Source organism: Blautia sp. 1001283B150304_161114_C9 (assembly GCF_015668165.1).
Taxonomy (GTDB): Bacteria; Bacillota; Clostridia; order Lachnospirales; family Lachnospiraceae; genus Blautia_A; species Blautia_A wexlerae.
On sequence record NZ_JADPGO010000034.1, the window covers coordinates 1 to 24,737 of the forward strand.

19 protein-coding genes are annotated in these 24,737 nt (G+C 41.7%); all 19 read right to left on the minus strand.

The window, feature by feature from the left end; translation table 11 throughout:
* Positions 1-452: 452 nt before the first annotated feature.
* Positions 453-638: a hypothetical protein gene (locus tag I4V44_RS14555; protein WP_020993174.1), complete on the minus strand. Its 186-nt coding sequence runs from the start codon at positions 636-638 to the stop codon at positions 453-455.
* A 117-nt stretch (positions 639-755) separates the two neighbouring features.
* Positions 756-1,619, minus strand: coding sequence for a YitT family protein (locus I4V44_RS14560; RefSeq protein WP_081017093.1), 864 nt, complete (start codon positions 1,617-1,619; stop codon positions 756-758).
* A 136-nt stretch (positions 1,620-1,755) separates the two neighbouring features.
* Positions 1,756-2,613 carry a class I SAM-dependent methyltransferase gene (locus I4V44_RS14565; RefSeq protein WP_008705027.1) on the minus strand — a complete coding sequence of 286 codons (858 nt, stop codon included), beginning with the start codon at positions 2,611-2,613 and terminating at the stop codon, positions 1,756-1,758.
* A 910-nt stretch (positions 2,614-3,523) separates the two neighbouring features.
* On the minus strand, positions 3,524-4,546 hold the full coding sequence (locus I4V44_RS14570; RefSeq protein ID WP_177961904.1) for an ABC transporter permease subunit: 1,023 nt from the start codon (positions 4,544-4,546) through the stop codon (positions 3,524-3,526).
* On the minus strand, positions 4,546-5,601 hold the full coding sequence (locus I4V44_RS14575) for an ABC transporter permease (RefSeq protein ID WP_008705030.1): 1,056 nt from the start codon (positions 5,599-5,601) through the stop codon (positions 4,546-4,548). Before I4V44_RS14575 ends, I4V44_RS14570 begins: the two co-directional genes overlap by 1 nt.
* A complete protein-coding gene (locus I4V44_RS14580) occupies positions 5,601-7,121 on the minus strand; it encodes a sugar ABC transporter ATP-binding protein (RefSeq protein WP_196002875.1) in 1,521 nt (506 codons plus the stop codon). The genes I4V44_RS14575 and I4V44_RS14580 overlap by 1 nt, the downstream gene beginning before the upstream one ends.
* A 189-nt stretch (positions 7,122-7,310) precedes the next feature.
* Entirely contained in the window at positions 7,311-8,369 is a 1,059-nt protein-coding gene (locus I4V44_RS14585; protein ID WP_008705032.1) for an ABC transporter substrate-binding protein, read from the minus strand.
* Between the two features lie 249 nt (positions 8,370-8,618).
* The gene (locus I4V44_RS14590) at positions 8,619-10,115 is read right to left on the minus strand and encodes a sensor histidine kinase (protein ID WP_118568986.1); all 1,497 of its coding nucleotides are present in this window, start codon (positions 10,113-10,115) and stop codon (positions 8,619-8,621) included.
* A 3-nt stretch (positions 10,116-10,118) separates the two neighbouring features.
* Positions 10,119-11,765: a response regulator gene (locus I4V44_RS14595; protein ID WP_196002876.1), complete on the minus strand. Its 1,647-nt coding sequence runs from the start codon at positions 11,763-11,765 to the stop codon at positions 10,119-10,121.
* Between the two features lie 336 nt (positions 11,766-12,101).
* Positions 12,102-13,451 carry a radical SAM protein gene (locus tag I4V44_RS14600; protein ID WP_118585895.1) on the minus strand — a complete coding sequence of 450 codons (1,350 nt, stop codon included), beginning with the start codon at positions 13,449-13,451 and terminating at the stop codon, positions 12,102-12,104.
* Positions 13,452-13,526: 75 nt separating this feature from the next.
* Complete coding sequence (locus tag I4V44_RS14605) at positions 13,527-14,108, minus strand: HdeD family acid-resistance protein (protein ID WP_196002877.1); 582 nt, start codon at positions 14,106-14,108, stop codon at positions 13,527-13,529.
* A 255-nt stretch (positions 14,109-14,363) separates the two neighbouring features.
* A complete protein-coding gene (locus tag I4V44_RS14610) occupies positions 14,364-14,921 on the minus strand; it encodes a TetR/AcrR family transcriptional regulator C-terminal domain-containing protein (RefSeq protein ID WP_196002878.1) in 558 nt (185 codons plus the stop codon).
* A gap of 197 nt (positions 14,922-15,118) precedes the next feature.
* Complete coding sequence (locus I4V44_RS14615) at positions 15,119-17,884, minus strand: glycoside hydrolase family 3 protein (protein WP_196002879.1); 2,766 nt, start codon at positions 17,882-17,884, stop codon at positions 15,119-15,121.
* A 476-nt stretch (positions 17,885-18,360) separates the two neighbouring features.
* On the minus strand, positions 18,361-20,028 hold the full coding sequence (locus I4V44_RS14620; protein ID WP_243104509.1) for a sensor histidine kinase: 1,668 nt from the start codon (positions 20,026-20,028) through the stop codon (positions 18,361-18,363).
* 205 nt (positions 20,029-20,233) lie between these two features.
* On the minus strand, positions 20,234-20,905 hold the full coding sequence (phoU, locus tag I4V44_RS14625) for a phosphate signaling complex protein PhoU (protein WP_118331566.1): 672 nt from the start codon (positions 20,903-20,905) through the stop codon (positions 20,234-20,236).
* Between the two features lie 2 nt (positions 20,906-20,907).
* Positions 20,908-21,666 carry a phosphate ABC transporter ATP-binding protein PstB gene (pstB, locus tag I4V44_RS14630; RefSeq protein WP_118566871.1) on the minus strand — a complete coding sequence of 253 codons (759 nt, stop codon included), beginning with the start codon at positions 21,664-21,666 and terminating at the stop codon, positions 20,908-20,910.
* A gap of 5 nt (positions 21,667-21,671) precedes the next feature.
* Positions 21,672-22,577, minus strand: a complete 906-nt coding sequence (gene pstA, locus I4V44_RS14635; RefSeq protein WP_118759456.1) for a phosphate ABC transporter permease PstA — start codon at positions 22,575-22,577, stop codon at positions 21,672-21,674.
* Positions 22,567-23,424 (minus strand): phosphate ABC transporter permease subunit PstC, encoded by an 858-nt coding sequence (pstC, locus tag I4V44_RS14640; protein WP_117674899.1) that lies wholly within the window; start codon positions 23,422-23,424, stop codon positions 22,567-22,569. The genes pstA and pstC overlap by 11 nt, the downstream gene beginning before the upstream one ends.
* A gap of 146 nt (positions 23,425-23,570) precedes the next feature.
* Positions 23,571-24,434, minus strand: a complete 864-nt coding sequence (locus I4V44_RS14645) for a substrate-binding domain-containing protein (protein WP_119253494.1) — start codon at positions 24,432-24,434, stop codon at positions 23,571-23,573.
* Between the last annotated feature and the right edge of the window lie 303 nt (positions 24,435-24,737).

Below are 24,737 nucleotides of genomic sequence, written 5' to 3' on the forward strand. Positions count from 1 at the left end.
TTTCTCCCCTACCCAGTTACATATATCAGTTCATTATAAAAAGCTTAGATTTTTGTCTTGACAACTGAACCACTATAGAGGGAACGATTTTTCAAAATAGAATTCAATGATTCTAAACTGCAATAGTGATATACGATCATATTTTTTTCTTCTCCTGTAAATAATTGTTCTTTTGTAACCATTCAACATTCTGCCATCCCCAAAAAAATTCTATAGCAAAGTTCATCAGCAAAAGAACTTACGGAAAGTTTATATCAGTAAGTAACAGAATTATTATATCAGATACATCTTATGAATCTGTAAACTTATAGCAACCCTCGTAAATAATGCATATTGATTAAGAGGCTTGCTATAGAAAAACATTGCTTATACTTATAATATAATAACTGTTTTTTATAAAGAAATCCCCATCCACTGTTTATTATTTTGCAGCAGATAGGGATATGTTGAGGTTAATAGTTATATGCCCCCTCGTAAGCATTGCACCTGTCTAATTTCCGTGACTGATTCTGACAGGAACTGCATCTGTCGCAGAACTCCTGCTCATAACAGGTGGAACAGGCGCATGTCCTGCAGGCTTTGCGGTCATAGCCTGAGGTATTGCCGTGAGGAAGTGTGCTTTCTGTTGCATTACCCATATATATCACCCTCCTTTTGTGCCGGTTACTGTTCATCCAATTTTAAGCACAAACTCCATGAACGAACAGATTCCTTATATCCTGTATTATACGCTCACAGAAAGGGAATACAAGTAATTAATAATCTGTTTTCTGGTAAAATCTTCCGTTTATGTAATCGGTTTTGATAATATTTACAAAAGCCTTCGGATCGATCTCATGTACCTTCTTTACCAGATATTTCGCTTCTTCTGTAGAGACTACAGAATAGATCATACTGGTCTTCTCGTCTGTGTAACATCCAGTACCTTCAAAACGTGTCGCCGTATGATTGGTAAGTTTGAAAATCTCCTCATAAATCTGATACGGCTCCTTCGTGATAATAAACAGCGTATGCTTCTTATATCTCTGATGCAGCATCTGAATCACCTGAGTAGAGGTAAACTGAAAGATAATAGAGTAAAGTGCCCTGTCCCATCCAAAAAGTAAACCTGCCACAGTCAGGATCACTGCATTTCCACACAGGATATAATTCCAGATATCCCTGCCATTTTTCTCGGAAAAATAAATCGCAATAAAGTCCGTTCCACCTGTACTGGTATTACCGATCAGACATAGACTGATGCAGAAGCCATTGATCAGACCACCAAAGATACTGATCAACAACGTGTCATAAGTAATCGGCTGACTGGGAATTATATCCGTAAGCAGACCGGAAAGCACGATCACACAGACAGAACTTATGGTAAATTTCTTTCCAATAAACTTCAGACCAATAAATACAGGAATAGAGTTCAGTAGTACATTGATCAGCGTATACGGAACTGCAATCCCCATAAATGTCTGAAAAATATTCTGGAGCAGCAGAGTAAGTCCTGTAAATCCTCCCGGAAAAAGACCACCTGCACGAACAAATGTTTTAATATTCAACGCCATGATCGTTGCAGCCAGAACCGCACAGCCGTAACGCTTGGCTTCATGTTTTAAATTAAGTTCCTTCATAATCACGTTTCCTCCCATCTCGCCAAACAGTTCAAATTGAACTCATGTGAAATTACTTTTCACAATCTCTGCAGGAGACTTAACTGATTCGGCTAAAAAGCAGTTTTCCGTCAATGACAAACAAAAGGAAACTTTTCTACGCCTCCCATCTTCCAGAAGCACCACATGGAAGAACCAGTCCGTTAGAGCTTACCGGAAGCCCGATCTCCTGAGAGTCCACATGCCCGCCGAACTTTTTCAATTCAGTAGACAACATATAAGTAAGAACTGCCGGTGCCAGACCTGTTGTATAAGAATTTATCAGGAAAAACAAAGGCTCATCGCTGAGAATCTTTGTACACAGCTTAATCAGGTCATGGATACAATCCTCAATCTTCCAGATCTCCCCCTTCGGTCCACGTCCATAAGAAGGCGGATCCATAATGATCGCATCATAATGATTCCCTCTGCGAATCTCACGCTCAACAAACTTCACACAGTCATCCACCAGCCAGCGGATCGGAGCATCTCCCAGACCGGAAGCAACCGCATTCTCCTTTGCCCAGGTAACCATACCCTTAGAAGCATCCACATGAGTAACAGAAGCTCCCGCAGCCGCTGCCGCCAGAGTCGCACCACCTGTATATGCAAAAAGATTCAACACCTTCACCGGACGTCCCGCATTGCGGATCTTATTGCCAAACCAGTCCCAATTCACAGCCTGCTCCGGAAAAAGCCCGGTATGCTTAAAACTAAATGGTTTCAAATTAAAGGTAAGTCCCTTATAATGAATATCCCACTGCTCCGGCAGATCAAAAAACTCCCATTCACCGCCGCCCTTCTTACTTCTGTGATAATGCCCGTTCATATGCTTCCAGCCCTTATTCACCTTCGGCGTATCCCATATAACCTGCGGATCCGGCCTCACCAGAAGATAATCCCCCCAACGCTCCAGCTTCTCCCCACAGGAAGTATCAATAACCTCATAATCTTTCCATCCATCTGCAATCCACATTGTATAATACTCCTCCTAAAATAAACGCATAATAAGTTACGATTGTACTATATAATCAGCAATTAGTAAAGCAATAAAACCACTCCTAACATTGCCAGTCATATATTCCGCAACATTTTTCTATCCATATATTTCTACTGCCTAAAGTATAGAGTAAAATCCCCTCAATATCAAGCAAACCATCATAATTCGCAGTTATAAACAGCTAAAGCACTACCATTAACAAAAACGTATTTAGGAATATTTAATGTTTTGGAAGTGTGAATGTTATAGTTAAATGGGACGCGCAGAAAATATTATAGTTCAGGTGCGGTTTCGGGGTCTAAGATCTTCTAAGTCTGAAAAAATCTGCTAAAAGCATGAGCCGGCTTGTCAAACTCGCTCCGTTGCAAACTTCGCTCAGACACGTGATGCAGCCGGCTCATAACGCAGATTTTTTCAGACTAAGAATATCTAAGACCCCTGCAAATGCACCTGAACTATAATATTTTCTGCGCTGGTAATTCATAGTGAAACTTTTATAAAAACGCAATACGCTTCGCTATTGCTTATTTTAATCGCATAGATAAAACAGTCACTATTTAAATTATGTATAAAATACAATTCTCACTTTCCACAGCCAATTCCCAGCGCGAAGCAGCATCTCTCTGTGGGTGAATCTGGAGGGGGCTTAGTAACTCTTAGGCGGAGAAAATCCGCGTTATGAAGAAAAACAGCAACCTGTCTGAGCGAAGTCGGAGACGGAGCGAGTTTTGCGTTTTTCTTCATGCTTTTAGCGAATTTTCTCCACCTTAGAGTTACTTAGACCCCGGAACTGGACCCACAGAGAGATGCTGTTTCGCGCGTTCCTCTGCAAAAAGCAAAAAACAAGCCAAAGCCCTCCCGAGCCTCAGCTTGTTTTAATAATCACTTATTTCGCTTTCTTCTTCATAGAAGCCACAACAGACTGAATAACAATAAAGAAACAAAGCAACGCAGAAAGAATAATTCTTGTCCACCAGCTTGACAAAGTACCCTGAGTAGTAATCAAACTGGAAATCGTACCCTTAATCAACACACCAAACAAAGTACCAATCGGAGTACCAACACCACCTGAAAGAAGCGTACCACCAATAACCGCTGATGAAATTGCATCCATCTCAAGACCCTTTGCCTGCTCAACGAAACCTGCACAACTGTTCAAACAGAACAGGAAGCCACCAAGGCCTGCAAGAAAACCATCCAGAACATAAGCATTAAAAATAGTTTTCTTAACATTCAGACCCATCATTAATGCACTCTGACGGCTACCGCCGATCGCATAAAGCTTACGTCCAAACTTACGATATTTCAGAAGAACCGCGATCAGAATTACAACAATCAGAGCAATCAAAACTGTCGGCGGAATATAAGCCGGAATAAATTTACCCTTCTTACTGGTTGAACCAAAAGGCATATAGAAACGATAATTTGCCCATTTCAGGAATAACTCATTCTTGATAGAAATCATATCAGTACTGATGATAGCTGTCAGACCACGTCCGAAGAACATACCTGCCAGAGTAACGATGAATGGCTGGATATCCAGATAAGCTACCAGGAATCCCTGAACAACACCAAAAGCAACACCAATAAGCAGTGCAACTAAAACTGCTGCATATGCGTTCACACCTTTGTTCTCCATAAGGTCTGCAAGAACCATACATACAAGTGCAGTAACAGAACCTACGGAAATATCAATACCACCGGTGATCATAACGATTGTAAGACCACACGCAATAACCAGAAGACCCGCATTAGATACAAACAGATTCAGAAACATCTGAGGTTTTGCAAAACCTTTATCAGCAAAAACAATCATACCTGCAACATACATTACTACAAATAATGCGATTGTGATCAGAAGCAGGAAGCCATTTCCCGTTATTTTCTTTTTCTGTACATTTGCTTTCATTACTTCTGACCTCCTTCTGCTGCCACACTTCTTTTAGCCTTTAAGTTGGCAATATATTTCTTAAATACATCACTCTGCAGTGTAACGATGATAACAACTACGATTGCCTTATAAACAGGAAGCTGGTCTGCTTTTACGTTCATCGCATAGAGTGTTGTGGTCAGAGCCTGAATAGTGTAGGCACCGATTACGGAACCGATCAGGCTGAATTTACCACCACCAAGGAAGTTTCCGCCAAGCGCAACTGCAAGGATGGCATCCATTTCCAGGTTAAGACCAATGTTGTTTGCATCTGCAGAGTAGATACGGCTGGATGCCACAATACCGGCAATACCAGCCAGTACACCACAGATAACATAGGTAAGGAATTTAATCATCGTAGAATTTAATCCCACAAGACGAGCTGCCTTTCCATTGATACCAACACTTTCAATGTAAAGCCCAAGAGCAGTCTTCTTCAAAATCAGGTACACAATAACAACTGTAATGATCGCAAAGAAAATAGGTGTAGGAATCGGGCATTTTCCAATATATCCACCAGCCATCTTAAAGGAATCCACACGAATATAAGTAATCTGTCCGTTTGTGATCAGCTGAGCAATACCACGACCGGCTGTGTAAAGGATCAGAGTTGCAACCATTGGCTGAATATTCAGCTTGGAAACCAGAAATCCATTAAATGCACCACATAATGCAGATGCAAGAAGTGCTGCGATAACAGCCAGGATCACAGGATTCTGGTAATCATTTACAGAAACCTGTCCGCCGGAAAGAATCTGACAGCAGACAGCCGCTGCAACTGCCATGATCGCACCAACACTGATATCCTGTCCACCGGAAGCTGCTGTTACCAGTGTCATACCGATTGCAAGGATAACCAACTCTGAAGCACGGTTAATAACATCAACAATGTAACCATAGAGTACACCGTTTCGGATTGATACATTAAAGAAATCCGGTGTTCTGATCACATTCAGCAAAAGTACTGCGATCAGACACACAATAGGAAGAAACAGACGTGCACTTGTTATTTTCTTTAATTTACTCTTATTCATTATTTATCGTCACCTCCGGCAATAGCTTTCATAACTCCGCTCTGGGAAAGTTCATCCTCTTCCAGCTCCCCTACCTTCTGGCCATCACGAAGAACTGCCATACGGGAGCAGGTGCGGAGCATTTCCTCAACCTCTGAGGAGATAAATGTAACTGCCATTCCCTGATCCGCAAGATCAAGAACCAGTTTCTGAATCTCTGTCTTAGTACCGATATCAATACCTCTGGTCGGCTCATCCAGAATCAGATAATCCGGATTAGTCAGAAGCCATCTTCCAAGGATAACCTTCTGCTGGTTACCACCGGACAGACTCTTAATCGGGGTTTCACGACTTGCTGTCTTAATCTGCAGTAATTTAATATACTTATCAGCAGCATCCTCCATTTCTTTCTTGCTTAATGGATGGAACATACCGCGTTTAGCCTGGAGCGCTATAATAATATTTTCTCTTACAGAAAGATCTGCAATAATACCTTCTGCCTTTCTGTCTTCCGGAAGATATGCCATACCAAGTTTCATGGCATCCAGCGGAGTATTGATCTTTACTTCTTTTCCCTTTACTTTTAAAGTTCCTGTATCAGCTTTATCCGCCCCATAAATTGCACGAACCAATTCAGAACGTCCGGAACCCAGAAGTCCGGTAAGACCAATAACCTCACCTTTATTGATGGTAATATCAAACGGTTTGATCGTTCCCTTATGAGATAACCCTTTTGCTTCGATTACAGGTTCTGCATCTGTGCTTCTCTTGTCTTTATGATCGCCTTTAATATCTGCAAGATCATCAAAATCCTTACCCATCATCTTGGCAACCAACATTACTCTCGGAAGATCTTTCGTCTCATATTCCCCAACAAGTTCACCATTACGAAGAACTGTAATCCTGTCGCAGACTGCATATACCTGCTCAAGGAAATGCGTAACAAAGATAATACCTACACCTTCGTCACGAAGTCTTCTCATAAGTACAAACAGCTTTTCAACTTCATCATCATCCAGTGAAGATGTCGGTTCATCGAGAATCAGTACCTGGCACTTCATGTCCACTGCACGGGCAATTGCGATCATCTGCTGAATCGCAATAGAACATTCATCCAGCATCTGTGTTGGCGGCACATGAATGTCCAGGCTCTCAAGAAGTTTTCCTGAGCGCTCATTCATCTGCTTCCAATCAATCATTCCCATCTTTCTCGGTTCTCTGCCAATAAAAAGGTTCTCAGCTACAGTCAGGTTGGGACAAAGGTTTACCTCCTGATATACTGTACTGATACCATTTGCCTGCGCTTCCTGAGGCGAGTGGTTAATAATGGCATTACTGTTTCCAGCCATATGAATTGTTCCACTTTCAAATTCATGTACACCGGTCAGCACCTTAATCAGTGTTGATTTACCTGCACCATTCTCCCCCATCAGTGCGTGGATTTCGCCCTTTCGAAGGGTAAAGTCCACATGGGAAAGGGCACGGACTCCTGTAAAGTTTTTGCTGATATCACGCATTTCCAATACTACATTTTGTTCCATATTCTTTCCACCTGCTTTCTAAACTGGTTTACCCCTCATTTACTGAAAAGCTTCAGTAAAGCGGGTATCTGTAAATCATTTCGGCATAAAGAGAGCGTGATTCATAAATCCGGGTTTCTCCGAATTATGAACCACGCTCCGGATTGTTTATATTTCTTCTATTACACGTCTATTATATGTTGTCAAAAATTAGTATGCACGTCCGTCAATAATTTCCTGTGTGATAGGTGTTACGTCATATTCGCCCTCTTCATCAAGACTGTTTACAGCTTTAACTTTATCAACTGTATCATCTGTAGCAAAGATTTCTTCATCTACATAGTTCAGTTTTTCAACTTCTTCACCAGCTTCAAGAGCTTTGATCAGTTCTTCTGCACGTGGTCCGTGTAATGGGTTACACTCAACATCGCATGCGATCTTGCCGGCTAATGTATCTGTTAAACCAGCATTTGTTGTATCAAAAGACATAACCATGATTTCACCGTTTGCGATATCAGATCCTACTGTTTTACCAGCTGCTTCGATAGCATCGATAGCACCGAATGCTTCGTTATCGTTCTCGCAGTATACAACATTAATATTGTCATACTGTTTCAGCATGGACTCCATAACTTCCTGTCCTTTAGCCTGTGTGAATTCACCGGACTGCTGAGCAAGTAAGTTCCATCCATAGTTGTCAACACCTTCTTCAAGGCCTTTAGAACGTCCAATCTGAGCTGTAGATCCGATTGTACCCTGGATATCAACGATGTTAACATCTTTTGCATCGATTCCCTTAGCTGTTGTGTATGCATTCAGCCATTCAGCTGCTTTTCTTCCTTCGAGTAAGGAGTCAGTTCCGATCCATGTTGTATATAAGCTGTCATCAGATACATCAACCATACGGTCTACGATGATTACAGGAATATCAGCATCTTTAGCTTCCTGAAGAACTGTATCCCAACCTGTCTCTGTTACAGGAGCTAAAAGAATGTAATCAACTTCCTGCTGGATGAAGTTACGGATTGCTGTTAACTGGTTTTCCTGTTTCTGCTGTGCATCGTCGAAGATTAATTCATATCCGTTCTCTTCGCTGAATGTGGATTTCATGGATTCTGTATTAGCTGTACGCCAGTCAGATTCAGCACCTACCTGTGAGAAACCAACTGTGATTGTGTCGTCCGCTGCTGCTACACCCACTGCCGGAACAACGCTCATACCGCATACCATTGTTGCTGTTAATAAAGCTGACACGATTTTTTTCTTCATTTTGTAAATCCTCCCGATTCATTTAAGATGTCTTTATTATAGTAAAAATCCAGGAAAATTCCATAGAATATTTTCCGCAAAAAGTTTATTCTTCTATCATATTTTGTTCATAATTTATACAAAGTTTATTTTTTTATTGCGGAAGTTGGATTTTTTATTGTGCATTATAAATACAGAAATAAATTATCAACTTTCTTTTATATTCACTTTGCACAATTCAGCATTAGTCGACATAATTCATACATTCCATTATTTGGCAGACCTTCGTAAGTCTCTATCAGCAGGCCATAAAACTGTTCTTGAATTGTTATCCAGGTTAATTTTTTTCGCCATATACACTTCCATAACCGTACCTTCTCCCTCTGTAGAAGAAATCTTCAGTCCATAACCCGGACCATAATAAAGTACAATTCTCTCTGACACCGCAGCAAGTCCGAACCCGGCACGTTCACCGGTGCGGATGGCTTCCTGTACTTCATAAAGACGTTCCGGTGTCATTCCCTGACCATTGTCAGTCACTCTCAGCATCATATCATCTCCCAGATTGAATCCTTCAATAAGAATCTTACCTTTTCCACGCTTATTCTTAATTCCATGATAAAGAGCATTCTCCGCTAACGGCTGCAGAGTAAGCTTCGGCACCATCACTTCATCCAGTTCCGGCGGAATATTAATCTCAAATTCCATAATATCCCTGTATCTTGACTGCTGAATCTCCAGATAACTCAATGTGTGGCGTTTCTCTTCCGACAGCGGAATGATATCCTTCCCCTTCGAAAGCGAAGTGCGGAAAAAAACAGACAGACTTGTGATCATATCCACTGCATCCTGCTGCATACCACCCTCCACCAGCCACACAATAGTGTCCAGTGTATTATACAGAAAATGCGGATTTACCTGTGCCTGGATCAGCTGCAGCTCCGTCATATGCTGTACCTCCTGCTCCTTACGCACATTCTCAAGAAGCCCTTCAATCCTTCCTGCCATCTTTCTGGTACCGGCATCAAGCTCCTGGATTTCAACACTGTCGGCAGATACTGCATTAATAGTTTTGTACTCTCCTTTTCCAACCTTCTTAATATTATGGAGAATTTCAGAAATCGGTTTGGTAATACTGTATGTCAGACGGAAAGAACGCCGCAACAGAATAGCCGTAGCAACCAAAATCGCCGCACACATAGTGATGATCGTCAGACGTACATTTCCAGCCAGTTGAGACTCTATCTGCACCAGTTCCGTCGCCTCCTGATAAATATAATTCTGCATTTCTTTCTCAAAGAGCGTGGTCAGGATTTCTGTATTATTTGCCACAAATTCCTGTCGTTCCTGATAATTCTTTATCTCAAGAAGCTGATTCATCCGTTTTTTAAGATTCTCCAGATAGTTAGTCAGATATTTCAGAGAACGCAGGCTTTCCTTCTTTGATGTGGTTTTCTTCAGACTCTCCACAGTACTGATTGCCTTGTCTACCTGCTCTGTCGGCAGCCCGTCCTTACCTTTTCGCCCGATAGTCACATAATAGATATCCATATCCACTTCATCTTTAAAGCTCATATCATTATTGGAATTTCTATAGTTTGCATTATATTCCGAACTCACCGCCAGATTATTAGACAACTGATTATATTCATTTGTATAATGCCAGAAAAAAACAAGAAGCACTATGATCAGAATTGTCATAGGGATCATAGTGCTCAGAAGCATCCACTTCATCTTTGTTTCCAGCTTCTCCTGTTTCTGCTTCATGAATCAGACTTCTCCTCTCGTCTTACGATACTCACTCGGAGTCATTCCCTGAGTTTTCTTAAAAAGATAGCTGAAGTAATGCGCATCCTTATATCCCACTTCCCCTGCAATCTCACTGGAACGTTTGGAAGTACAGCGAAGCAGCTCCTTTGCCTTGTCCATGCGAAGCGAAGTCAGATACTCAATAAATGTCTGTCCCATATTCTGACTGAAAAGCGCACTGAAATGATTGGCACTCACATTCGCCGCATGCGCCACTCTATTCAGAGAAATCTCTTCATCCATATAATGTCCATCTATAAAATCTATTGCCTGCTTCAACACACTTCTGTTCTGACTGCCTGCATTTTCATCACGGATTGCAATGGCCCGTTTCAAGACTTCCTCTGCATATGCAACAGAAGCTTCTGTAGACTGGCTTGTCTTCTTCACAACATCATCTGTCTCTTCTCTGGACAATTCCGTATCATCATATCCAATTTTCTTAAGAAATGACAGTACAGAAAAACGCACATTCAAAACCACATAATTACGGAACACCAGTGATTTCATCGGTTCCCTGCCAATAGCATGGAAATAATCATGGACAAAACTGTCTACTTCATCTTCCAGACCACTGCTTAAAAATTTCTGAAGGATTTCCGGATTCAGGGCATTGATATTCACATTCTTAAGCTGAACAGCTTCTGTTTTTGAAGTGTCTGCTGAATTCTCCTTTACCTGCTCAAGCATATTGTAATAAAGAATATGCCCGTCATACAGATAACGGAATGCATAAGTTCTTGCAGCCGTGTGATAACTCTGCTTAATTCTGCTCAGACGGTCTGCCTCCTCGCCGACTGCCACAAACCAGTCCACATTTGCTCTGGTTTCTTCCATGATCTTCTGAATTGTTTCCACACATTCGCATGTGTTCTTCTTTATCGTGTCTCGCTGCCCCTTGACCAGAATCGCATAACTGAACACCTGATGTCTGAAAAGCATCGCAACCGGATGACTGAGGAAATAATTCTCAATCTTCTTATGTACTTCTGCCTCCCAGTCTGAATATCCTTCCGACGAATTATAACTGCTGTCTGAAGCATCCGGTGTAAAAATCAGAATATTATAAGCCTCTGCCACAATATCCAGATTCAAACGATCTGCTCTCCGATAAATCTCTTCCAGATCAAAGTCCGCTCTCACCAGAGATTCAAAGAAATCACGGCTCGCATTCCTCTCATACTCCTGCATCTCCAGTTTGAATTTCTCATAATATTCCTTCTGCGTCTTCTCATGTTCATAACGATTATGAATCTCCTCCAAACGCTCAATAAATGCATTCTTAGTAATTGGTTTCAGCAGATAATCCTCCACACCAATATTGATCGCCTGCTTCGCATAGTTAAAGTCATCATAGCCACTAAGAATCACAATCTTAATGTCCGGCAACTCCTTCTTCACCAATTTACATAATGTCAGACCATCCATAAACGGCATCTTAATATCAGTGATCAGAAGATCCGGTTTGCTCTTTAATATCAACGGCAGTGCCATCTCCCCATCAGATGCTTCTCCTGCCAGTTCAAATCCATACTGCTCCCAGGGAATCATCTTCTTAATCATCTCCCTGATCACAACTTCATCCTCTACTAAAAAAGTTTTTAACATCCCTACCACTCTCTCATACTAAAAAATCTACAGCCATCCTCTTAAATACATTATTTACGAGAACTTCTACATATCCATCATACAGGTTAACACCATAACTTTAATACATGTCGCACACTCAGGCAAGTTATTTTTTAAATGCTTCATGCCCTTAGCAGATTTTCCCAGCCTTAGAGTTACTTATCCCCCGGAACTGAACCCGAAGAGAGATGCGGCTTCGCGCGTCCCCTTTCAAAGACGAGAAAGTTCCCCATCCGGACAGGGGATGACCGGACAGGGAACTTTCTCTGATAACTTTGGCTAAATTTTGAGTTAATATTTTTTCTTATTATTAAGTTACTTATTTTTTACAGGAAATAATTCCTCTGCTTTCGGTGCCCAATGTTCTGCATAAGCATCACATTTCGCACAAAGATGCTCCACAGACTCCGGAGACTGCAAATCTGTAGACTTCGCACCGGATTCTTCAACCATCTTACGAAGCTTCTGCGGATTCTCAAGCATCGGGCATGGACGAAGCATATTTTCATTAAACGGCTGACCGTCATGATATGCCATGAAGATCGGACTCTTCAATGCTTCCAGCAGAGTATTTTCATAAATATTTGCATTGGAATAATGGATAAATACACATGGGTCTACATCACCATTCGCATTGATATGAAGGTAACGTCTTCCTCCTGCAATACATCCTCCTACATACTGCGCATCATTCTGGAAATCCATTCCAAAAATAGCTTTTGTAGAACGGTACTCTCTGATCTTGTGATACATCTTCTCACGCTGCTGTGGATTCGGCATTAATTCTACTACAGCGTCATTACCTGTCGGCATATAATGGAAAAACCATACAAATAATGCACCACAGTCAATAATGTGATCGAAAAATTCCTCGCTGCTTACACTGTCCACATTTGCAGAAGTATAACAGGTAGATACACCAAACGGAAGTTTATGAGCTTTCAGAAGTTCCATTGCATGCATAACTTTCTGATATACACCTTCTCCACGGCGTCCGTCGTTTGCTTCCTCAGAACCTTCCAGGCTGATCGCCGGAACAAAGTTCTTAACACGAAGCATTTCCTGGCAGAACTCTTCGTCGATCAGTGTACCATTTGTAAAAGAAAGGAACTCGCAGTCCGGATATTTCTCGCAGATACGCATCAGGTCTTTCTTACGTACCAGCGGTTCACCACCTGTATATATGTACATATAAGTTCCCATTTTTCTGCCCTGCTCTACAATAGAACAGATGGTGTCAAAATCAAGATTCAGTTTGTGACCATACTCTGCTGCCCAGCATCCTGTGCAGTGCAGATTACAGGCACTTGTAGGATCAAGAAGGATTGCCCATGGAACATTACAGTTGTTCTCTTCTGCTGTTTCTTCCTGAAGTGCACTTCCCTTTAAGCTGGCATTGATAATAAAGTTTGTAAAGAATGCTTCACGTACTCCCGGATCCAGCTCATAAATCCTCAGGATCAGTTTATACCAGTTGCTGTCCTTATCCTGAATCGCATTACGGATTGCATTTCTCTGTGACTCATACCAGCCATCCGGTACAAATTTATCTACAAGTTCCATCAGTTTCGGTATATTTACTTCCGGGTCCTTTTCCAGATATCCCAGACCTGTTTTAACTGCTGCTGCAAGTGCAGCCTGTTTTGCTTTGTCCATTAATTTCATGTGATCGCTCCTCCTTGTTGTGATGTGATATATATATATAAACACCTGTATATCAGGTATATTTTTATTATTTTATCAATATTCATCCATATCTATGATATCCTGTTTCTGGTTTTTAATAATTTTTACAGTGTAAATCGCCACACAAAGATTCAGAATTCCCTCAAACAGAACCGAAACACCAACCAGGATCATCATAATCTCTGCTGCCTCAAACGGCCTTATCAAAAGTAAAAATCCCAGAACACCGGTGAGAATCGCTACCAGGAGAATCCTCCACCAGAGATTCAGCCCGAATTTCTTTGCATCTATCGACATCTGAATTTTAAATAATGCATCCGCAAGGATCAGAAGTCCAAAGATTCCAAAGATCAGATTCACCACTACGTTCCTGCGTACTATAATAATAATTCCTACTGCTGCCAGCAGCACTCCAAAGGCAAGATCAAACTGAAATGCCAGACAATAGATATCTCTGGAAAAATATCCCAGAATCTTTATCAATCCGTATACAATAAGCATAATCCCTACTGCTGTACAGAAAACTGCCATCGAACAATCCGGCCAGATAATCAGACAGACACCCAGAATCATAAATAATACAGACATAATAATATAACCATTCTTGGCTAATTTTAACTGCTTCAGTGCATCCATCCTATTGCTCCTCCCTTCTGAAATATACCCGAACCTGTGACTGTCAGGCTCTTGTTTTCATCTCTTTATGGCTGCTATTATAGCTGTGATTTTTTTAACAATAAATAGACAAAAAAAAGCCCATGTCCAAAAAACAGACATAAGCTTAATTTTGTATAATATGAAAATTAAAGGAATTACCTATAACGCTTCTCTCAGATAATACATTTAAGAGAATTGCTATAATAAATATCAGGAACAACAGGTATTTTCACTCTATTCTGATCTGTTCAATACCGCATGTAGCCCCGGGTGCTTTTCAAAAAGCCGGGAAGCCTGACGCATTTCTTCTCCAAAATCAGATTTCAGATTATTATCCAGCCACTCCATCAGAAATCCCATAAACAGACACTTATAATATTGAATCAGAATCCGGATTTCTCCCTCATCAAGATCAAACTGATCTGCATTTTTCCGAAAATATTCCATAATAATATAGTTGGAAATCTCATTCATATAAAAAAGAAACGTATCTTTTTTCACTGATCTGTAAACATTAAGCATAACCTTTCTGTTATTTCTCACCAAATCTGCCATTTCTTCCATACATTCCAGAATAGAGGCTCTGTCCTGTGGGTGTTCCAGAATCTCATCCCACTTCTTTTTCAAAATAAACTCCACTACATCCGGAATATCCTTAAAATGATAATAAAAAGTATTTCTGTTTACACCACATCGTTCCACGATATCCTTCACCGTAATCTTAGACATGGGCTTTTCATCCAGCAATTCTGTAAAAGTCTTTGCAATAATTTCCTTTGTAAAACCTGACATATTATCTTTTCCTCATCACTCTTAACACTGTTCTAATCATCAGTAACACTTTTCCTCTGAACAGCCCGCTCCGCATTAAAAAAGTCCACAGATAACCACTTTTATAAAGCAATTATCACTCATCTTTCGCAGGTTCTGAGTATTTTCATAATTATGCCATAAAGGATATAGTTTTGCAAGCGTTCCTAAAATTGGTCTTACCTATTCGGAATCAGCACAATTTCTTTAATTTCAAGATTATCCGCACCATAATAAAATTTGATATAGTGATTATGACCAAATCCCATATTCAGGATGCGGCTTTCTTCTACCCATTTTCCATTGGTTCCATGTACTGAAACAGTCATCTTATGAATATTATCCAAAAATACAGAAACTGGAAGCTGAGCCAGCTCACTAAGATCAGATTTCAAAGTAAACTTCATTGTGAAATCACCCATGAACTCGTTAGTCATAGCAATCACATCTGCCTTTCCCTTTGCAGGATGTAATAATGCACCGTCAATTACAATTTTCTGTGTCACCGAATCACTTTCAATACTTACCAGACTTCCGGCATCCACATCGTCCTCTTCCTTTGTATTCATAGCCTCCAGTTCTTCTTTACATATTCTGTCTGTCAACAATAAAACAGAAGGACTTTTTAACAGAAATCCCAGGATATTGGCTGCATTCCTCTGCAATTCTCCCACAGTAATTTTTCCTGCATGAAGCATTTCCTCCACATCGTCATTCTCCGGATTGGACTTCGCATCACTCACTACCATATAAATATCATTCTGGGCAGCTACCATAGGAGCTTTCGCAGTTACCTCTGCCTGATGACCCTCATAATTGGACTTCGCCCACCAGTCAGTCATGACAATACCCTGAAATCCCCACTCTTTTCTCAGAATGGTTGTACACAGATCATAGCTACCTGCAGTCCAGAGCCCATTTACACTTCCATAAGTAGTCATTACAGAACGTGCACCACCCTCTTTTACCGCAATCTCAAAACCTTTCAGATAAATCTCACGCAAAGCTCTCTCAGAGATCACAGAGTCCGAAGTACTTCTTCCAACTTCCTGATTATTACCACAGAAATGCTTGATTGTACTTCCAATACCAGACTTCGCCATAGCCTTCACCTGAGCTGCACAAATCCTGCCTGTAAGAATCGGATCCTCAGAAATATACTCAAAATTACGTCCGTTCAACGGATTTCTGTGAATATTCATACCCGGTCCAAGAAGGGAATCAATCTTATTCAGACGAAGCTCCTTACCAGTCATCTCATACAATGCACCCACAAGCTCCACATTAAAAGTACAGCCAAGAGAAGTTCCATTCGGCAGAGAAAACGCCTTCGTACCGCAATCCATACGGATACCAGACGGACCATCCGAACAACAGCCAACCGGAATTCCAAGCGCATTCAGAGAATCAGTCACACCACCAAAAGCTGCCGCCGTTCCCGCAGTAACCTTCGGGCTGCACATACCCTCACCACGGAACATCGCAATCAGGTCTTCCTCACTGATCTGCGCCACAAACTCCTCCATGGAAACCTTCTTATCCAGCACATCTACCAGCTTATATCCCTTATCGCCTGTATAGACATAAGTTTCCGGTATCTCATTCGCCCTACGCTCCTGAGGATCAATCGTACGGACCGGCACATCCTCAGTCACTGCCTGATAAGTCCCATCCGGCGACAAAACAGCCTTCATCCTCTGAAACTTCTCAACCGGCGCATAAGCCTCCTCAAGCTCCTCAATCACCCGGAACTCTTCCTCATAACATCCGACAGACACCGCACTTCTCACATCACTGCCGACAAAAATCTCATAAATTCCCTCTTCCAGAACATAACAAGACTTATGTCCGGTCACACCACTGTCATCATAAGAAGCCATATCATACTTCGGAATAACAATACAAACCTTTTCCTGCTCTCCAGGCTCCAGCTCCTTCGTCTTTGCAAAACCAATCAGCTTTCTCGCCGGATTTCCAAGTTTCCCCTGCGGAACCTTCACATAAACCTGAACAACCTCTTTCCCCTTTAACTCACCGGTATTGGCAACTGTTGCAGACACCGTAATCTCATCCCCGGCATTCTTAAGAACCTCCGCCTTCATCTCAAAAGTCGTATAAGACAACCCATATCCAAACGGATAAAGCACCTTATCCCTCGCAAACGTCTCAAAATAACGATATCCGACATAAATATCTTCCTTATAATAATTCTTAAACGGATCCCCGAAATTCTCAGTAGACGGATAATCCTTAATATCAGCAGCAATCGTATCCGTCAGCTTACCACACGCACAAACATTACCAGTCAGCACATCAGCAACACCATTTCCACCTTCCTGGCCACCCTGCCATACATACAGAACAGCCTGCGGACGATACTTCTCCACCCAGCTCATATCAATAATATTACCAACATTAAGCACAACAACCGTACGCTCACTAACCTCACAGACACGGCGGATCATATCCTCCTCCGTCTCCGTCAAACAATAACTGCCAGCCTTCGCATTGTTATCCTGATCCTCACCCGCAGTTCTGCCAATAACAACCAGAGAAACATCATTCCTGCGCGCACAGTCAAGCATCTCCTCTGTCACATCCATCTCCTTCTGACACCAAGGCACATGTCCCCAGCCCTGCCCTTCATCATAAGGATTCTCCATAATCCAATCCTCATAAATCCCCATCAGCTTCTCATCCAGATAAACCCCTTCACACTCCTTCAAAGCATCCAGAATCCCCACGACATACCTCGTATTCACCAAACCACCAGAGCCAAGCCCACTCTTATAATAATGAAACGCCATACGTCCAAAAACAGCAACCCTCTCCCCATCTCTCAACGGAAGCGCCTGTCCCTCATTCTCCAGCAACACACACCCCTCAGCCACAGCCTCCCTGGCCAAAACAGCATACTTCTCCAAATCCAGCTTATAACTATTCATAACATCTATTTCCTTTCTCCACAAAAGCCATCTCAACTCACTATCAAAAAATCTCTCTCAGCAGCTCTCCCAATGACCGTTTTCCAACAATTTTCAATCTTCATCTTATCAGAAAACTCCCCCATTGAAAACACTAAATATTCCCATTAAAATAATCCACTAAATCAAAAAAGGACCCTACCTGTCCCACCTTTGAAACAGATAACATCCTTTGTGCAAAAAAACTATCACAGCCAGTTTCCAGCGCAACGCAGCATCTCTCTACGGGTGAATTTGGAGAGGAATTAGTAACTCTTAGGTATAGGAAATTCGCGTTATGAAGAAAAATAGCAATGTGTCTGAGCGAAGTCGGAGGCGGAGCGAGTTTTGCATTTTTCTTCATGCCTTTAGCGAATTTACTATGCCTTAGAGTTACTTATTCCTCGGAACTGAACCCGTAGAGAGATGCTGCGTTGCGCGTCCCTCCCACTAAGTTTTTATTCTTTATACACCTTAGGAAACTTCATACAAATTTCCGTTCCATTTCCTTCCTCACTTCTCAGTATAACACTTCCCTTCAGAGCCCCAACTGCATGTTTCACAATCGAAAGCCCAAGTCCTGTACCCCCAATTTCCTTAGAGTGACTCTTATCCACCCTGTAAAACCTCTCAAATACTCTGTCCTGGTCTTCCTTTGGAATACCCACACCTGTATCTTTTACCACAATCTGAATCTCCTGCGCAGTCTGCGTCAGAAAAACGCTCACGCTTCCGTCATTCCGGTTATACTTAATCGCATTATCGCAGACATTATAAATTGCCTCTTCCAGAAGTGTACGAACTGCCTCCATCTTCATACGTTCCCCACAGATATAAAGATGCACGTTCAGACTCTTCGCCTTCTCCTTCAGACTCTCAAACGCATTTTTACAAACCTGATAAACATCCACAGGCTCCCATACATAAGAAGTCTTCTCCTCATCAAGCTGGGAAATCTGGATTACATCCTCAACCAACTGAAGCAGTCTCTGAGATTCTTTATAGATACGCCCCGCAAACTTTGGAATATCCTCATTCTTCACCAAACCACCCTGCATAATCTCCGCAAATCCTGAAATAGAAGTCAGCGGTGTCTTCAGCTCATGAGAGACATTTGCGGAAAATTCTCTTCGCAGACTCTCTCTCTCAAGCTTCTCCGTCACATTGACAAGCAACACTACCGCACCTTCGGTTTTCTTATCCCGTATAACAGGATTGGCAATCAGCTGAATGTCACTTCCATTTAATTTCAGTACCAGTTCCGTATGTTCTCCACTAAGCACCTGCTCAATGGCATGTCTGAACTCTTCCTCACGATCCAGACAGTAAACACTTTCGCCCTGACGTACCCTGTCCACATGAAACAGATTCCACGCACTGGAATTTGCCGAAAGAATCATCGTATATTTATCAATCACAATCAATCCTTCCTGCATATTCTCTGTGATAAGAGCGAACTCTTCCTGCTGCTGTTTCGCCAGTTCCAGTTGATTCTGAATTTCCCGGTTCTGCCTGTATATCTTACTTAAAAGAGGAGAAAGTTCTTCATAAATCTGATTTTCTTCCGGACTTTCAAGATCCAGCTCATTGATTGGTTTCACAATTCGTTTCGATATCGCAGATGCCATAATTCCTGATAAGATCAGCATCAGACATAAAAGCCCGCATAAAGGAAATATGAGATTTTCAACCAGTGCCAGTACCGAATCCTGCGTACCGGAAACTCTCAGTACCGTACCATCTTTCAAACGCAGTGCATAATAAATGGTTTTCTCAGAAAGTGTATCCGAATATCTCGAAGATTCTCCTGCACCATATTTCTCTGCCTTCTGAAACTCAGTTCTGTCACTGTGATTCTTCATCTCAGAAACATCTGCTTCATTATCAAACAGTACTGTTCCATCCTGATCAATATAAGTAATTCTTGCACTTTTATCCTTAATATTTTTAAGATAATCCAAGCCCTGCTGCTCCACACCATATGCCAGATAAGCGGCTTCCTTAGACAGCTCTTTCCGCATCTGTCCGTCAAAATTGCTGTAAAGGATTCCCATTACAGCAGCCAGTCCCACTGCCAGAACCAATGCACATACAAACATTATAGATTTAAAGATTTTTTTTGTCACTTCTCTTCACTTCCCCTTTTATTTTTTAATATTTCAGGCAAATATACACAATCTGCATTCGGTCAGATCGCTACTCTCAATAAAACATATTCCAAAACGCAAAATAAATAATAACTCAAATATCCGCAAACGGTTCCCGCCTGCGGATATAAAAAGCCCTGCTCCCCAATAATTATATTCAAAACCAGAAACTTTCCCTATTCAATTAATTATTCAGATAATCCTGGTGCTCATTATTTCTGTGCTGTCCTGTGATGGAATATTCCACCCATTCAGCAATATTCACTGCATGATCTCCGATACGTTCAAAATACTTGGCAGTCATAAGAAGATCCAGCCCTGTCTTGGCATCCAGATTTCCTCCGTAAATCATATCTGCAAGCTTCTCTTTAATCTCATTAAATGCATCATCCACCACATCATCCCGGTCAATGACATTTCTGCACAGTTCCAGATCACTCTTTACAAAAGCATCCACACTCTCAGTTACCATACGCACAGTGTCCTCCGCCATCTGTGTGATAGTCTCAGGAATCACAGTGGTATTCTTTGCAACATACAGGGACAGATCTGCAATATCCGCTGCCTGATCACCGATACGTTCCATATCAGAAACCATCTTCAATGCTGCAGATATCTCTCTTAAATCTCTTGCAACCGGATGCTGATGAAGCAGAAGACTCAGGCACAGATTCTCAATCTCTCTTTCCTTTGCATCAATATCTCTGTCCGTTTCAAAAACCTGACGGGCAATCTCTTCATTCTGCACCTTCTGGATTGCCTTTGCAGAGAATGAAATTGCCTTCTCGCAATAGCTTCCCAGTGTAATAAGCTGAACGTGCAGTTCCTCCAGCTGTCTTTCGAAATACTTTGACATAATCAACCAAACCTTCCTGTAATATAATCCTCTGTACGCTTGTCAGAAGGCATAGAGAACAGTTTATCGGTATCATCAAACTCAACCACCTCTCCCAGAAGGAAGAATGCTGTTTTATCCGAAATACGTGTAGCCTGCTGCATATTATGAGTTACCATAACAATGGTATAATCCTTCTTTAACTCCATCGCCAGCTCTTCGATCTTGGAAGTTGAGATAGGGTCAAGTGCGGATGTAGGCTCATCCATCAGAAGTACCTCCGGCTGAACTGCCAGTGCTCTGGCAATGCAAAGTCTCTGCTGCTGACCACCGGACATACCCAGTGCGCTTTTCTTTAATCTGTCTTTTACTTCATCCCAGATTGCCGCGTCACGGAGAGATTTCTCCACAATATCATCCAGTTTAGACTTGGAACGGATTCCATGGGTTCTCGGTCCATATGCAATATTATCATAAATGCTCATAGGGAAAGGATTAGGCTTCTGAAATACCATTCCCACTCTTTTTCTCAGGAGATTCACATCCATATCTCCGTAAATATCTTCACCGTCAAGCTGTACCTTACCAGTGATCACACATCCCTCAACAAGGTCATTCATACGGTTTAAAGATTTCAGAAGTGTAGATTTACCACAGCCACTCGGCCCGATAAAAGCTGTGATTTCTTTCTCCGGAATTGCCATGTTTATATTCTTCAGCGCATGAAACTTTCCGTAATATAAGTTCATACTTTCAACTGTTATTTTTTCATTTCCACTCATTTTTCTTATCCTTTCGCAATTCGTTTGGCAACTGCTCCGGACAGGAAATTGATTACAAGAACAAATGCCAGAATAACAACTGCTGTTGCAGATGCCTGATTCATATGAAGGCCCTCACCTGACAGCACATACATATGAAGTGCCAGAGTACGTCCGGAACCCATCAGGTTCTTCGGTACCTCTGCAACTGTACCTGCTGTATAAATCAGGGCTGCTGTTTCGCCGATCACACGTCCGATGGCCAGGATCACACCTGCCAGAATACCAGGTACTGCTGATGGCAGAACAATGGTGAAGATGGTACGAAGTTTACCTGCTCCAAGTCCAAAGCTGGCTTCACGATAAGAATCAGGAACAGATTTCAGGGCTTCTTCCGCAGTACGCATGATCAGAGGAAGAATCATGATTACCAGTGTGAAAGCACCGGACAGAAGAGAAAGTCCCCAATGCAGTGCTGTTACGAAAAACAGCATACCGAAAAGGCCATATACAATAGAAGGAATTCCTGAAAGTGTTTCTGCTGTAATACGGATCACATTTACAAGCTTACTTCCTTTTTTCGCATATTCTACCAGATAGATGGCTGCAAAGATTCCCAGCGGTGCTGCAACCACAAGTGAAACAACCGTCAGGATGAATGTGTTGATCAGAGAAGGAAGTAAGGAAAGATTCTCTGAATTATAAGTTAAACTGAACAAGTCTGTTGACAGATACGGTACACCCTTGACCAGAATATATCCGATCAGAAAGAACAGTAATGCAAATGTCAGGACTGCACCTAAAAGGGTAAGCAATGCAAGAACACCTGATCCCGGATGCTTAATATATGCCTTCATCTGATCTGAGAAAGAAGACTCATTCTGCTTTTTTTCTTTGGACAAATCAATTGCCGCTGCTGTATCAATTTGCATGTTCTGCCCTCCTGTTCAGTAAAGAAAGACTCAGGTTAATGATAAGGATAAAGATAAACAACACAACTGCTGTTGCGATCAGTGCTTCTCTGTGAAGACCTGTTGCATAACCCATCTCAGTGACGATATTTGCAGTCATTGTACGGACACCTTTCAGGATTCCCTGTGGCATTCTCGGCTGGTTACCTGCAACCATTACAACCGCCATTGTCTCACCGATCGCACGACCGATTCCAAGTACTACTGCTGCCAGAATACCTGATTTTGCTGCCGGAAGCATTACACAGAAGATACTTCTCTCCTTGGTTGCTCCCAGTGCAAGAGAACCTTCATAATAGCTCTCCGGTACGCTGCGGATCGCAGATTCCGTAACTCCGATGATAGTCGGCAGGATCATCATTCCAAGCAGAACACAGGCTGCCAGCATACTGGTTCCTGTTCCGCCGAAAATCTGTCTGATCAGAGGAACAATGAGAATCAAGCCAAAGAAACCATATACAATAGAAGGTACACCTGCCATCAATTCAATTCCTGATTTCAATGGTCTGTAAATTTTCTTCGGGCAGTAACGTGCCATAAAAACAGAAGTAAAGAGTGCAATCGGCACACCCAGGAGAATGGCACCTGCAGTTACATAAATACTTGCTACGATCATTGGAAGGATTCCAAAAATATCATTTGACGGCTTCCACTTTGTTCCCAGCAGGAACTTCAGCGGACCGATTTTCCCGATAGCCGGGACACCATTTGCAAACAGAAATGCACAGATCAGAAACACTGCCAGCACTGAAGTACAGGCTGCGATCAGAAATACACATTTCATTGCTTTTTCTTTAAAGTGGTTCATTCATTACACCTTTCTTTCCCTGTATCAAAAATCATAACCTGTCACTTCTACAGTAATTCTTAAAATATGATTTTCGACATACAAACAGCCCGCCTGCTGTACTATTTCATTCACAGGCGAACTGCTCTGAAACTAAATCTGTTACATTATTTAGCAAGGTCTTCCCATGTAGTAGTCTCGCCTGTGTATACAGCCTTTACCTGATCGCTTGTAAGTTCATCAACATCATTGTCTTTGTTTACAATAACTGCGATACCATCTCTTGCGATAACTGTAGCTGTAAGACTAAGGTCTTTCTCTTCATCTTTCAGGTCACGGGATGCCATACCGATATCTGCTGTTCCTTCTGCTGCCATGTTTACACCTGTTGTGGAATCACTCTGCTGAACTTCTACAGTTACGTCTTTGTTTACTGCTTCATAGCCTTCTGCAAGTTTCTCCATAACCGGTGTTACTGAAGAAGAACCTGCAACTACTACTTTACCGGAAACTCCGTCTGCTGCTTCATAAGCCTTAGCATCTGCTGCTTCTTTGATATATCCATTGTCCTCTACGATCTTCTGTCCGTCAGAGCTCATAATGTAGTTTACGAAATCCTTTGCTGCATCGCTTTCTTTATCAGATGTAAGGATGTTGAATGGACGTGCGATCTTGTAAGAATCATTGGAAACATTATCTACAGTAGCTTCTACGCCATCAATCTTAACTGCCTTTACTGTATCATCCAGAGAACCAAGTGAGATATAACCGATTGCATTTTCATCACCTGCAACAGTTGTCATCATAACAGATGTGCTGTTTGTTACACTTGCTTCATCTGTAGTCATATCTACTTTCTCACCGTCTTTTTCTTCTTCAATTCCAAACAGTTCTACGAATGCTCCACGTGTACCGGAACCATCTTCACGGGATACAACTGTGATGTCTCCGCTTGCTGCACTTACGATTGTTGTAAAAGCTGTTGCTCCGATAACTGCTGCTGTAAGGATTGTTGCGATTTTTTTCTTCATGATAATTTTCTCCTCTTCCCATGAGCCATGTTTTTAATATAAAGTGAAAGGCTCATTTCCTTTTTAATATTTTTATGTTTTATAACTTGTTGCCTCATTTACAAGTGCTATTATAGAAATCCAAAGTTAAATGTAAAACCACGCTAAAGTAAAATCTTTGTAAATTAAAAATTTTTGTGAAGGTTGTAAAAACAGGCTCCAGGTGCTATCATAAACTATATCTTCAAATCCCCACCCACTGCTTATTGCTTTTCGCAATTAAATCAGTGGACTTACTTGATTCGTTTAAAATTTATACACAGG